The sequence below is a fragment of the Croceicoccus gelatinilyticus genome (assembly GCF_018398395.1).
GTDB classification, from domain to species: domain Bacteria; phylum Pseudomonadota; class Alphaproteobacteria; order Sphingomonadales; family Sphingomonadaceae; genus Croceicoccus; species Croceicoccus gelatinilyticus.
Map to the genome: position 1 here is coordinate 24272 of NZ_JAHCBF010000012.1, position 13788 is coordinate 38059.

General features: G+C 60.9%; 9 protein-coding genes and 1 tRNA gene. 4 read left to right on the plus strand and 6 right to left on the minus strand.

Annotation, left to right across the window (positions count from 1 at the left end):
- Nucleotides 1–8: 8 nt before the first annotated feature.
- Nucleotides 9–632, plus strand: coding sequence for a riboflavin synthase (locus KIH45_RS17180; protein ID WP_213177227.1), 624 nt, complete (start codon nt 9–11; stop codon nt 630–632).
- Here the strand turns inward: KIH45_RS17180 and KIH45_RS17185 are convergent, their stop codons facing one another.
- From KIH45_RS17185 to KIH45_RS17195, 3 genes are all read right to left on the minus strand, one after another.
- On the minus strand, nt 633–1148 hold the full coding sequence (locus tag KIH45_RS17185; RefSeq protein WP_213177228.1) for a GNAT family N-acetyltransferase: 516 nt from the start codon (nt 1146–1148) through the stop codon (nt 633–635).
- Between the two features lie 15 nt (nt 1149–1163).
- Nucleotides 1164–2333, minus strand: a complete 1170-nt coding sequence (locus KIH45_RS17190; protein WP_213177229.1) for an amino acid aminotransferase — start codon at nt 2331–2333, stop codon at nt 1164–1166.
- Nucleotides 2334–2479: 146 nt separating this feature from the next.
- A complete protein-coding gene (locus KIH45_RS17195; protein WP_213177230.1) occupies nt 2480–3340 on the minus strand; it encodes a DUF1134 domain-containing protein in 861 nt (286 codons plus the stop codon).
- A gap of 274 nt (nt 3341–3614) precedes the next feature.
- Between KIH45_RS17195 and KIH45_RS17200 the strand changes: the two genes are divergently transcribed.
- Nucleotides 3615–3706: transfer RNA gene (locus KIH45_RS17200), tRNA-Ser, on the plus strand.
- 166 nt (nt 3707–3872) lie between these two features.
- The gene (locus KIH45_RS17205) at nt 3873–5021 is read left to right on the plus strand and encodes a tyrosine-type recombinase/integrase (RefSeq protein ID WP_213177231.1); all 1149 of its coding nucleotides are present in this window, start codon (nt 3873–3875) and stop codon (nt 5019–5021) included.
- Between the two features lie 175 nt (nt 5022–5196).
- Here the strand turns inward: KIH45_RS17205 and KIH45_RS17210 are convergent, their stop codons facing one another.
- Nucleotides 5197–6963 (minus strand): AAA family ATPase, encoded by a 1767-nt coding sequence (locus KIH45_RS17210; RefSeq protein ID WP_213177232.1) that lies wholly within the window; start codon nt 6961–6963, stop codon nt 5197–5199.
- 69 nt (nt 6964–7032) lie between these two features.
- Nucleotides 7033–9972 (minus strand): MobF family relaxase, encoded by a 2940-nt coding sequence (gene mobF, locus KIH45_RS17215; protein ID WP_213177233.1) that lies wholly within the window; start codon nt 9970–9972, stop codon nt 7033–7035.
- A gap of 57 nt (nt 9973–10029) precedes the next feature.
- Between mobF and KIH45_RS17220 the strand changes: the two genes are divergently transcribed.
- A complete protein-coding gene (locus tag KIH45_RS17220) occupies nt 10030–10293 on the plus strand; it encodes a hypothetical protein (RefSeq protein WP_213177234.1) in 264 nt (87 codons plus the stop codon).
- A gap of 371 nt (nt 10294–10664) precedes the next feature.
- On the opposite strand, the gene KIH45_RS17225 is transcribed toward KIH45_RS17220, so the two are convergent.
- Nucleotides 10665–13787, minus strand: a complete 3123-nt coding sequence (locus KIH45_RS17225) for a restriction endonuclease (RefSeq protein WP_213177235.1) — start codon at nt 13785–13787, stop codon at nt 10665–10667.
- Nucleotide 13788: the final 1 nt, after the last annotated feature.

The following is a 13788-nucleotide window of genomic DNA, read 5'->3' on the forward strand; positions in this document are numbered from 1 at the left end:
AGGGCGTCATGTTCACCGGAATCGTCACTGCCCTCGGCACCGTCACGTCCGTCGCCCGTACCGGCGACACGCGCCTCACCATCGCTTGCCCGTTCGATCCGGCAAAGATCGCCATCGGCGCATCGATCGCCTGTTCGGGCGTGTGCCTGACGGTCGTGGAGCGTGGCGGGCAGGCAGGCGATGCCTGGTTCGCGGTCGACGTTTCGGACGAGACGATCAGCAAGACCGCGCCGCAGCAGTGGACCGACGGGGCGACGGTGAACCTCGAACCCGCGCTGAAGCTTGGTGACGAACTGGGCGGGCATATCGTCACCGGCCACGTCGATGCCGTGGGCCGCGTCGCCGTGCTGGAAGAACGCGGCGGATCGCTACACATCGAAATCGACGCGCCTGCCGCCATCGCGGCCTATATCGCCACCAAGGGTTCGATCACCGTCGACGGCGTTTCGCTGACGGTGAACGCGGTCGAGGACCTTGCCGACGGATCGGCGCGCTTCTCGCTCAACATCATCCCGCACACCGCCGAAGTGACGACGCTGGGCGGTCTGAAGCAGGGCACTGCCGTCAATCTGGAGATCGACGTGCTTGCCCGTTACCTCAAGCGGATGAACGACCTGCGCGGCACGGCTTAATTACGGACGCCTGATCTCGTAACGCATGATCCGTACCACGCCGGTCGGCGTATCGCGCACGTCGACTTCGCCGGTTGGCTGCGCGCCGATGCCGGCCATGGCGCGGCGCGACCGGTGGTTTTCCTCGCCGACGCTGAAGAACACGCAGGCCACGCTCTGGAATGCATGGTCCAGCATCAGCCGCTTCATCTCGCGGTTCGCGCCGGTGCGCCAATAGTCGCGCGACAGGAAGGTCCAGCCGATCTCGACCGAGCCGCCGCCTGCTTCGTCATGGCTCTGAAAGCGCGAAGACCCGATCAGCGCGCCCGTCCGCGCATCGTGGACGGCAAGCGCCCCGCCCCTGGCGAGCGCGTCATCGAAGAACTCGGAAAAGACGTCGGGCTTCCAGCGATCGTGCGCCGGATGCTGCGCCCAGACCAGCGGATCGGACGCGATGGCGAAAAGCGCACCGCGGTCCGTTTCCTGCAGAGGCCGCAGGCGGACCAGCGCGCCGCTTAATGTCGGCTGCCGGTCCATGCCTGCCTGCCGGTCTCAGGCGCTGACTTCGGCCACTGCGGCGATGAACTTGTCGATGTTGCCCATCGTCAGGCCCGCCACGTTGATGCGGCCCGAACCCGCCATATAGATCGCGTGATCGTCACGCAGCGACTGGATCTGCTCCTTCGACAGCGGAAGCATCGCGAAGAGGCCGTTCTGCGTGCCGTAAGGCGTCATGTCGACGCTGCCCGCTGTGCCGGCGGCGGCCAGCTTGTCGCGGACCTGGCGCATGCGGGTGCGCATCTGGTCAAGCTCGTCCAGCCACTGCGCCGTCAGCGCCTCGTCCTCGAGGATCACGCGAACCGCAGCCGCGCCGTGATCGGGCGGCATCGACCAGTTCGCACGGGCGAGCGACGCGCCGTTCGACATGATCGCGGGCATCGCGTCCTTGTCGGCCATGACGTAAACCGCGCCGACACGATCACGATAGAGGCCGAAGTTCTTGTCGCACGAATAGGCCAGCAGCGCCTCGGGCACCGCGTTCATCACGATGCGAACGCCCTGTGCGTCTTCCTCCATCCCGTAGCCAAGGCCCTGATAGGCAAGATCGAGGATCGGCAGCAGGCCCTTGTCCTTCAGCAGTGCGGCGATCTCTTCCCACTGCGCATCGGTGTAATCGATGCCGGTCGGGTTGTGGCAGCAGCCGTGCAGCAGGATCGCATCGTTCGGGCCAGCTGCGGCAATCGCCGCCTTCAGCGCGTCCATATCGACAACGCCGCCCGCCGCGTGGTTGAAGCCCACGGTGTCGAGGTCGAGATCCTTCATGATCTGCGCGTGGTTGGGCCAGCTGGGCGTGCCCATGATGACGCGCTGGATGCCCGCCTTCTTCGCAAGGCCGACGGCAAGGCGCACGCCGCCGGTGCCGCCCGGGGTCTGCATCCCGTCGATCTGGTCGATCTTGGCAAAGCCTTCGCCGAAGATGAACGGCTTCAATGCATCGACGAAGCCCATGTCGCCTTCGGGGCCGAGGTAGGCCTTGGAATCCTGCGTCTCGAGCAGTTTCTTCTCCGCACCCTTGATCGCGCCGAAGACCGGGGTCGCGCCCTCGTCGGTGCGGTACACGCCGACGCCAAGGTCGATCTTGTCCGAACGCTCGTCGGCGGCATAGAGCTTGATCAGCGCGAGCAGCGCATCGGCGGGCTGGGCGGGAAGGTTAGCGAGCATCGTGTGTCGTCCTGCTGTGATCGCGCCGCGCGTCGCTCCATTAAAGGAGTCGCGGCGCGCGCTCCATGCCCACGCAGGCGCGCGGGGGCAAGCCCCGGAGAGGTCTTACTGGTGCTATTGGCAGGAAAACGTAGCGGCGGGCGCTATCAGAACGGCAGCCAGCGCTGCTTTTCCGAGAACTTCATGTAGCCCGCGTTGACTCCAAGCCGCAGGCCCGCGCCGACGCGGATCGGGATCAGCACGACATCGCCCTTGCGCATGTAGCTCGCGTTGAAACCGCCGACGAGATAGGCCTGACCTTCACCGGCGGGGTAACGCTCGTACAGCTCCTGCGAATCCCACAGGTTGTAGACCAGCACGAAAGTCGAACCGGCATTGGCGCCGGCATCAAAACCGATCGACGGGCCGGTCCAGTAGACCTTGCGCTCGCCCTCGACCTTGTGATGCAGCGTGCCCGAACCGTAACGCACGCCGATACCGATCGCGCCGCCCGCCTCGCGCCCGACGATATAGGCGTTGGGCTGGCCCTGCTTTTTCAGAATGTCGCGGATCAGGCCGGCAAGCCCTTCGGCGCCCTTGCCGAACACGCCTTCGGCCGCGCCGATCAGGTCGTCTTCCTGATAAGTCTGGCTGTTTTCAGCCGTCTGTACCGGCGCTGTGGGCTGTGCGGGTGTGGCCGGATACTGGCTCGGCACAGGCGACGGGCCGGGGGCAACCGGCTCCTCGTACGGATCACTGGGATTGACGGGATAACTGTCGGTCGCTGCCGGAGCCTCGGCACCATAAGCGCTGGCATAGGGATCGCCGCTTACGGGCGGCAGTTCCGCGCTTTCGGCAGAGCCGGGAACAGGGGCGGCACTTGCGCCCCCAGCAAGATCGCCGTCGATGGCGGTATCGGGATCGATCGTCTGCATCTGCGCGCTCGCCGGATGGGCGGAAAGGCCCGCCATGGCCGCAAGCGCGACGGCCCAGCCGAAACCGCGAGTGGATTTGGAGATGCGCGTCATGGTCTTTCCCTGTCCGTTTGTTCTTGCCGCGTGCCGCGTTACGGCCATCGGGCGCGCGGCAAGATATGCCCCTTCGGGCCTTGGCTTGAATCCACTGAAAGGCTTCGGGCAATGAATGGGCGGTGAATCGAATCGAATGTGCGGTGAATCGAGTCCGCAGGTCGCCGGATCGCCGATGAATTTCACCAAATGCGATACGCCCCTTGATGGCCCCGATTGCCCCCGCTATAGGCCGCGCTTCAGCGCCGGGGCCAAGGCCCCAATCAGCGCATGCGGAGACGTGGGTGAGTGGCTGAAACCAGCTCCCTGCTAAGGAGCCATACCTCTATCGGGGTATCGAGGGTTCGAATCCCTCCGTCTCCGCCACCTATACCATCCCAAGAGATCCCAGAAAGTCCCTGAAGGCCGCAGAATTCTGCGGTTTTCCGGACTTGCATCGGAATCTCTAGTTCTTATTTTGTTCTAACCCTTCCCACACTTTCTACCCACCATTGTGGGAGCAGATGTGGGAAGAGAACCAGGATGGATGGCTATGAGAAAACTTTCCGCTGCTCAGATTCGAGCTCTCACTAAACCGGGCCGCTACATGGATGGCGATGGCCTATCGCTGCTGCTCACCGCCCCAAAAAAGGGGTATTGGGTGCTGCGCGCGACCATAAACGGGCGCCGAAGGGACATCGGCCTAGGGCCACTAGACTTAGTTACGTTGGCTGAAGCCCGCGAACTCGCGATCGACATGCGCCGCGATATTCAGCGAGGCATTGATCCGATCGAAGAGCGCAAGCGCCAGAAAATCGAAATCCTCACGTTCAAGGCCGCTGCCGAGAAGGTCCACTCCGAGCAAAAGGCGGCCTGGAAAAACGGGAAGCATCAGGATCAGTGGATCAATACACTCGAAACCTATGCTTTTCCCAAGCTCGGCGACCGGCTCGTAAATGACATCGAGGGCCCACTCATCCGAGAAGTGCTCCTCGACATCTGGCTGGAAAAGCCAGAGACAGCTCGCCGCGTAAAGCAACGGATCGGCGTTGTGCTCGATTGGGCCTACGCAAACGGAATGCGCGCGACCGAAGCGCCGATGCGCTCGCTGAGTCGTGCGCTGCCACGGCAGCCCAAGCAGGACGGCCATTTCGCTGCGATGCCCTATGAGGATGTCCCAACTTTTTTGAAGCATCTGCACAAGCGAACGAGTCTCGCACGGCTCGGACTTGAGTTCCTTATCCTGACTGCCTCTCGATCGGGCGAAGTGCGGGGTGCTAAATCGGCGGAGATCAATCTGGACGCAAAACTCTGGACTGTCCCCGCGGAGCGGATGAAGGTCGGCAAGGAACATGTGGTCCCGCTGACCGAGGCCGCAATCGACGTGCTGGAACGTGCCAGACCTTACTACGCTGAATGCAGCGATCTGGTCTTCCCCGGTCGCAACGTCTTGCGCCCGATGTCCGACATGACGCTGCTCAAGATCCTGCGTTACGCCAAGCTGCCCTTCACCGTTCACGGCTTTCGATCTGCGTTCCGAGATTGGGCAGCAGAGAAGACCAGCTATCCCGGCGAGGTGGCGGAAGCGGCACTAGCCCATACAGTCAGCAACAAAGTGGAGGCCGCCTATCGGCGTACCAACTATCTGGACAAGCGGCGAGAGCTGATGCGCGAGTGGTCAGATTTCTGCCTTGGAAGATAAAGAAGCGCTCTGGTGGGCACGACGGCTTTGCGCCCTCGTATCCGCCATCAGAGGGCTTCCTTCCGTCTCCCGAAAGCGGTCAGCTGTGGTCGGCGAGACAATCGAACATGCTCGCAGTCTCGCCGCGAAATTCCAACACGGCACAGCGGCATGAAGTCGCTGACTGCACTGTGGTTCAGCGGGCCGATTGATCGCTGGGCTGCCGCGTTCCCAACCCATCCCCGTCTTCCCACTCGCCGGCATATCTGCGCTTTGCCGCTCTCCACGCGCTACCTAGTTTCCCGCCCAGATAGCGCGCGGGCTTTGATGTCCCGACGGCCAGCGCGCCGCGGGTAACAAGCTCGACAGAGTTGATGACGGCCCAGACCGATTCCTCGAACGTAACGCCCACGCCACTTGCCAGTCCCTCAACCGCATCGCCCGTTTCCCGATAGATTCTTGAACCGCGCGCAATGCCTTTGACCAGCCCGACGATGCTGATGAATCCGAGGCCTGCAAACACCGCATCCAGTGCGGTATCGCTGAAATCGATGATCGGTCCGCCGAGGGCCAGTTCGACGCCATCGGTTAGAGCTTCGTTAGTGTAGCCCCCGTCGATCGAGCCCGTAATTTCCGCTTTTTCCGAGGTAACGATGGTCGGGATATGGTCCGCCACGCTGTCGATATAGCTGGCGCTGTCGGTCGCCTTAATCTGGTATTCGATCCCGTCGATCACGATGTCCGTGTCCGGGTGGTTGAAATGCTCGAAGCGAACCCCGCCGAAGTCTGCTTGGACAAGCTCTTCAAAATAGGCGCCCTTCGTTAAGGCAACCAATCCAGCCAATTGCTCGCCAGGCATCATCAGCGTGTCGAGCCAGATGTCCGCATCGCTCATGCCTTCGTAATTGCCATTCACATCGCGCAGGGTCGCGAAGATGTCGGACGTTTGCGACAAATCACCCCAAGCCGACACCGGCACGGACAGCGCCGAAACATAGAGGGCGTTCCTGACTACCCAGTCGCTATCGAAAGCTTCTTCGCGCGACTGCGGGATGGCGGTCAGCGCAATGGTTTCGACGTCTCGCACCCGCCTCTCGACCAGAACGGCAAGCTCTGCGAAACGTTGATCGGCCTGCCGGAATTGCGGTGACTGTTCAAGCGTGCGCAAGGCGTCTTCGAGCTCTGCGATCTTCACGTCGACTTCGGCAAAGTCCGGACGCGACCACTGCTTGCGCCATTTAAGGAAGCTCTTCTCTATGGCCTCGTCTATCTGCCTTTGCGCTGCCGTTTTCTGTTCGCCGATGGATCGGATCGCATTGCGCAAGGTCCGTTTCGCACGCAGGAAGGGATCGTCCTCGCGCAGCGCCTCGATCTGCTTGTTCAGTCTGCCTCCCGCCTGTGCGCAAAGATGCCTGACCGCAGCCTCGCGTTCGAGCCGCACTTCGCGGTCCTTGACGCTAGAGAGGTGTTTCGAGATTTCGCGATCGCGCAGGCTCAGCAAATAGACCACGGCGGGTTCGTCTATCGCCTGCGCATCGAGATCGGCACGCAGATCCAGTATCTCTGCCGAGGAGCTGGCATGGAGCAACTTTTGCACGACAAGCTCGGCTACCCCAAATCGCTCCATGCGACTTTCAGCTTTGCGCCGGACGAGTGCGGCGGCACCGCCCGCCGAACCTAGCGCAAGCGCAGCGCCACCCATGCTGAGAGTGAACGGGTCCGTAATGAAAAACGACAGCGAACCCGCAAGAGCGCCTGCCCCGGTGACAAGCGCTCCCGTTGTCAGGAAGGCACATGCCCTCCCCGCCAAGGCATGACGCCTACGCACTGCTTCGATCGGATTTTTCATTACCCCCCGGTTCACATGATTTTTTCGCTGTTTAGCGGATGCTGGCTTATGTAGTAATAAGAAATTTTGGAGACATAAGGTGAAACGCTGGTGCGGTGTCAGACCGATGGCCAAATGACCACTTTCAACTACCCGACCACCGGAACCAGACAGTCTCCTGTCGGACCCTTTCATGTCCTTTCGCTACAAGCCAATCTCGAACGGCTTGATCCGCTCCTTGGTCAGCTCAGGTGCCTTTTCTCGTTCAACCTGCGGTTCCTGGTTGGCCGCTTGGATCTGACCTGCGCGCTGTCCCTTGGCTGCCGCTAGGCCAAGTCTCTCAGTAATTTCAGCGGCTGATGTCTTCTTGCCCAGATTGGTCGCAATCCCTTGCCGAACCTTGTCCCGGTTGTCGACAATCAGCGTGAGCTCGTCTCGCAGACGTGTGATCATGACGAGGAAATTGCGCTGCGAGAGCAGTCGCCGCTCGCGGCTATCGAGTACGGCGATGCCCTTATCTGCCGTGAGGCCCTGCGCCATGTGAGCGTTGAGCGCGTAGGCGAGGTCGATCCGCTTCAGCATCGGATCGTTCGGCTTCAGCTTATGCTCCATGCCGCTGGAGCTCGTGACCGTCACCCCGTCCTGATCGATCGCGGTAACTGTTGCCCGGTCTGCATTTATCAATCCGCGTTTATGGTCGCTCGCCGTCCAGCGGATTGCGTCTCCGGTGTACAGATCGAGTTCCTTCTTCTCGAACAGCTGCAAGGCTTGGTCGCTGCCTTTCGCAGACAACCTCGCTGGCACGAAGCGGCGCAAGTGCCCTCGCTCATCGCGAAGCGTAAGAACACCCTTTTCGGTATCGACGGCGGCGACCTCATGGCTTCCTCGTCCGAGATCATGCCGCGATTGACGGCTCGCCACTTCGAGCACCATTTCCGGTTGATAGTTGCGCGCGTAGCGCAATTCCTCGCGGGTCGCGTTTACACGGGATAGAACTGCAAGCCTTGCGCTCGCTGTTCCGATTTCGCCATTGGCGGCAAGCCCGGTTTGAACAGCGGTGTTGATCTCAGCGCGCAAACGACGCCCTGCAGCGAAGATCGACGTGCGTTCGCGCTCTGCTGGCGGAAGGGAAAGCCAGCGTTCCGCCGCAACGATTGCGCTGTCCTCCTGGACCTCGACGATGTGATCCTCGAGATGATCGAGTGCATCGCTGGTTTTGCCCGACTGCGCTGCTTGCTGAGCTTTCTTCAGGGTATCGGAGCGCGCGCGAAGATTGTGGTCCATGCGCGCCGTTTCGGTCCCTGCGCGCTGCGCCAGAGCAAAGGGCTTGCCCGCTTCGACAGCCCCTAACTGCTTTTCGTCGCCCATGAGCACAAGGCGATCGACCTTCAGCAGATTGGCAAGCCGGATCAGGCGGTCCTGGTCTCGGGTAGAGACCATTGAGGCTTCATCAAGAACGAGGACGGTGTCGCGAAATTCCTCGCGCGCGGTGGCCATTTCCGCTTTGCCCGCCGAGCCATCAAGCAGCTTACGATTCTGCCCGAGAAAGCGGTGCAAGGTCATCGACGGAATGCCGGTATCCTTTTCCAGCATGCGGACCAGTGTGTTCTGGACCCCGAGGCCGATCACGCTCTTGCCGTGCTCTTCCAGCAGCTGGTTCATTGGCCGCAGCACGCTTGATTTGCCGGCCCCTGCCACACCCTGGACGGCAACTACGCGATTGGTTGACGAGAGGATCAACCGACCCGCCGCTTCCTGACCGGCATTCAATTTCATGCCGTAGTTAATAGCCGCCGACGCTTGCAGATATGGCCCGGCGGTCTCGGCATCGAGGATCGGACGGACTGCGCCGTTGCCTTTCGCGATTTCCGTCAGCATGCGGGTCTCCAGCGTCAATGCATTGGATGTCGTCAGCCACCCTTTCTGCGCGCCACGCCCGCGCAACAGCGCGCCCTGCTGGGCAAGTTTCCCAATGCGCTTTTCGACGGACTTCATCGTTGTCGGCAGCCCAAAATCGAGCGCAGCCTTGGCAAGATCAGTTGCCGTAAAGGCGGCCTCTCGTTCGGACAAATGCCGCACCGCCGATGCAACCGCGTGGGCCGTCGCAATCTCTTCCCGGCCCTTCATATAAAGCCGCTTGGGAATGAGCGGATCGCCTTCTTTGATGCCCATCCGCTCGGCGACGCTGGCGATCATCGCCTTGCCCCGTTCAAGCATTGTGGGGCGATCATTTGCCCGCTTCGTTGCCGCTACAGCCAGCTCGTGCGAACGCAGCTTGGCATCGCGCACCATGCCTTCAAGGTCGAGCCTCTGATCCCAGGCCTGCCCCTCCCATTTGTCCATCAAGGAACCGCGATCCACATCGCTTTGCTTGGCCTGCCGGGTCGCCAGCGTCGCCACCAGACCAGCCTCGAGCCCGCCGCCGCGTCGGGCTTCGAGCACCTCCTGACGCCGGGTCGAGAAGGCCATCACCGCGTCACGGTCTATACCCTTGGCCTCGAAGTTGCCGTGCTTTCCGAATGCGCCGATCCGGTAGCCAAGCTTCTCGACCTCGATCCGGAATCGCGCCATTGTCATGGCATTGAGCAGCGTGTTGTGCCGCCACAGCTTGTCGTTGCGCAGCGCCCTCCACTTGCCATCCTTGTCCTGCGTCAGGTTGGCGACCACAGCGTGGAAGTGCAGGTTCGGTTCCTGGTTACGGTTGGTGTCGTGCTGGAACAGGGCAACGGTCAGGTTATCGCTCGCATGCAGCCGTTCTTTGCCACCCTTCTCGGTACGATACTGGGCCGCATTCTTCTCTGCCCATTGGAGCGTTTCGACGACTGCTGAACGGTACGCGTCAATGACCCGCTGATCCTTGCCGACGAGCGCCAAAAGCGACCAGCTCTTTGGCAGTGAAAAGGTTAGGTCTGTCCCCGGCCGATGGTACTGTCCCTGGTGCCCGATCCGTTCGCCAGTGGGCAGTTCCCCGCGCAGTATTGCCTCGAACGCCTTGGCGTCGACCGTGCCCGAAAGACCTAAGCGTTCGGCGCCTTCACCGACCCAGATCCCGGATCGATCAGCGTCCGCCTTGGTGTAGTAATTGTCGTTGGCGAAGTAGTTGGTTGCACCGCCAGCCGAACGCACATTGGCAACCGAAAGCATCGCTCAGCGCCCCGCACGCCTGGCTGCCTTGCGCTCGCGATATTCGCGAATGCGTCGTTGGTAAGCGACCACCACGCGGTCCCGCAGTTCCTTATCCTTGTGCGTGCGAAGCCACCCATCAAGGGCGATCTTGGTGAAGAGCAGATCGGCCAGAACCTGATCTCGGAACGCATCGTCCTGGGGCTGCTCGAGAGCCTCGATGACTGTGAGTTTCAGCCACTGGCTGACGCTCATATGCGCTGCATCAGCAGCGGCTTTAACAAGCGCATGAAGGTCTTCGTCGACATAGCATTGAAGGGCAAATCGCACGGCGTCACCTGACGTTTGGCCGCCCCTCCTCGGCCCAATGACCCCTCTCGACTGACATCAGTCTACGGCAGCGTCCACCCTGTAGGAAAACGCTATTTTAAGATTTCAAATTAATAACTTAGCGGCGAGCAACTCACATGTGAGTTGCGGATCGCGGAGTGACATCAGATAACATTACTTGGCGACAGATGCCGAAAATACGGCGAAACCCGCAGAAATCCTCGCCTCTCAAACACCGGATCTCCGGGTACGGTGTGCTCAGTTTTCCATACCTTCGCGCGGTGACCAGTTACTTTAAGCGTTGTTTTTGGAGCTACTTTTGACAATTTTTCTGACGGGGCGTGAGCAAGGCTCGGAGAGGCAATAGTGGCGATAAATTTCGCCTAGCCAATAGCCTCTAGCAGCTCGTCATATCCTTCGATCTTCTTGAATTGAACCTCTGGCGAGACATCGCGGAAATACCTCTCGGCGCTGCCAGTGCTTTGAAGCTCAGCCAATCTCAATTGCTCGGTACTGGTGTCAGCCTTGGTTTCGGCAACGAAGTAGATTTGCCGCTCTCCAGCGAATTCCAATGCGATCGCCCAGTCAGGGTTATAGCTTCCTCCCGGCGTTGGGATCATGAAACCACGAGGCAGCTTAGCGTAGACGATCACCTCCTCAGCCGCCTCCAACTCCTGCGCGAAGTTCCGCTCGTTCTTGGAGTCGACCGCTACGTAATTGTAGACGTGGTTCGACGCCTCGAGCGCGCCTTCCAACGGTATCTCGTATCGGTCGGTCTCGAAGATCGAAACGTCGTAGGTCTGCCCCGTCTTCTCATAACGCAAGGACTCGATAGCCAAGGCCACCTTCTGGCGACGGATCAGCTCAGCAGCCTTGCGCAGGAACATCTCCGGGTTCTGTCCGAACATCGCAAAGGTGTTTGCATTGATGCCGGTGAGAATGCGCCCTGTGGTCTGCCGGGTTAGCCGCGTTAGCGATGCGAGCTGGCCGATCAAGTCGAAGCGAACTTCGCTTTCAACCGCGTCCTCGTGGTACTCCGAACGCGATCGTTCTTCGCGGAATGCGGAGCGGCTGCGAACATCCTCTACCCCAATGCCGGTACCTAGCTCAGCGCCTGTTACGATGATCCGTTGGCGGTCAACGGTCAGGTCACTGTCCAGACGCGCTATGGCGCTCGCGATCAATTTGTCGGTATCAAAGTCAGTGAAATAGACCGCCTTCTGGTTGATCCGGTTCCAGAGCTCCAGGAACGCTTCTTTCTCCAGATTCTTCCGACGCACTTCGGGCATAACCGTTTTGCGGCCATTGCCTGTCATCCGGCGAAGGGCGGTTTCGTCGAATACGGTATCGACCAAAGCCACATATTCGGCAGCCTGCTCCTGCAGGGTGTAGGGGAAGCTCGCCCATACGGCCTGGGCTTCGGTCGATGCTTCTTCGATTTTGCCCGATGCACCCGCGGAAACGGCCTCTGCAATGGTGTCTCGGCTCTCATGCCACTTCGCTGTAATGTGCCGGGCAGGATCGATATAGCGCTCGCCGATCAGCCAGTATTCAAGCTCTGATGCTTCGGCCTGCGTCACCTCTTGGGGACCCGCTGGTGTCGTGATCGAAAGGGTCTGGAAATACGCCGCCGTTGCTTCACGCTGCCGTCCCTTGAGCGCGTCGGCCATCTCGTCCTGGAGCGCCTTGGCGAAGTCGTCATAGCTCTCGGATGCAATGACGGTGAGGACGTTGATCTGGTGCACCACACTCTTGTCGTCGGTGCGGTGGCCATGCGCATCGACGCTGATGCGCAGGCCGCGACCAACCTCCTGTCGCTTGCCAATTTCATGGTCGGACTGCTTCAGCGTACAGATCGTGAAGACGTTCGGATTGTCCCACCCTTCGCGCAAGGCTGAGTGCGAGAAAATGAAACGCTTCGGTTCATCGAGTGAGAGCAAGCGACCCTTGTTCTTCAGGATCAGATCGTAGGAAGACTCGTCCTTTGACTCCCGCTTCTCGTCCCCCGTCTTGTTGACCGACGGGTCAACCATGCGGCCCTTCTTGTCGATCGAGAAATAGCCGTCATGCACCTCGTGGGGCTGGTCGCGCTTTACGTAGGTCAGCCACGCCTGATCGGTGGTGTCGAGCTCCTTCAGCTCGTCGAGCGCGCGCTGGTATTCTTCCTCGAACATCTGCGCGTAGAGACCGTTCTGCTTCTCACCGCCCTCGTCATAGAGGCGGTACTTCGCCACCTCGTCGATGAAGAACAGCGACAGCACCTTGATCCCGCGCGCGTGCAGCAACCGCTCGCGTTCGAAGTGGGCGCGGATCGTCTCGCGGATTTGCACGCGGCGCACGGCGTTCTCGCTGGTGTCGCCGGTGACGCGGCCTTCCTCCAGCACCTCGCCATTGGTGAACTCGACGGTCCGCTGCGTCACGTCGATGTTGGAGACGGTGTAGCCCGCATATTCGGACAGCCCGCCAGACTTCTCCTCCAGCTTGTCGCCATCGCGCAGCCACACCGGCTTGCGCTTAACCTGCCCGCCTTTGAGGCCGTGCTCGATCATCACCCGCGCCTCGGGCTTGCGCCCGTCGGTGAAGGTGCGGAAGTTCGAAAGGTAGAGGTAGCCATCGAGCCCCGGCAAGCCCTTAGTCGTCACCCCCTTCACCTGGATCTTCTTCACCAGCTTGCGGTTGTAGGCGTCGAGCGCGTCGAGCCGATGGACGAGGTTGTAGCGGGTCTTGTGCGTCGCTGAAAAGCGCAGCGCCAGCGGCGACTGGAAATGCGTCATCGCAGCCTGCGTCTTCGCGCCTTCCATCCGCTGCGGTTCGTCGAGGATCAGGATCGGGCGATTGCCCGCGATCACATCGATCGGGCGGCGGCTCTGGAAACTGTCGGGCGTGTCGAAGATGATCCGCCCCGCACCGCGCCCGGTATCGCCGGCGCGAACATCGGCGGTGAAGGCCTGCGTGTTGATGATCATGCAGTGCAGCCCGCCATCCTCGCTGAACGAGGTGAGCTTGTTGAGCTGGCCGCTGTTGTAAACGAAGTGTCGGATCTTTTGGCCGTAGAGCGAGTGGAACCAGCCCTCGGTATCCTCCAGCGTCTTCTTCACGCCCTCCCTGATCGCGATACTCGGCACGATGATGATGAATTTCGACCAGCCATACTCGGCATAGAGCCGGTACATGGTGTCGATATAGACATATGTCTTGCCGGTGCCGGTCTCCATCTCGACGTCGAGATTGACCGGCGCGGCCTTGCTCGTCGCCAGCTCGCCAGAAGGCGGAAGATGCTGCGCCATCTGCACGGCGCGGATATTGCCGAGCAAGTCTGCGTCGGAAAGCTTGAGCGGCGCATTGCGCAGCCCTTCTTCAAACATGGTGGACTGGGCGGCGGCGTCTTTGCCGGGGTCCAACTGGTAGCTGACGCCTTCGATGCGCGGCTGCCCGGCAAAGCAATCGACTACGGCCTGCGCGGCCTTGGCCTGGTAATCGAGCGGCTTGAATATCTGCTTGGTCATG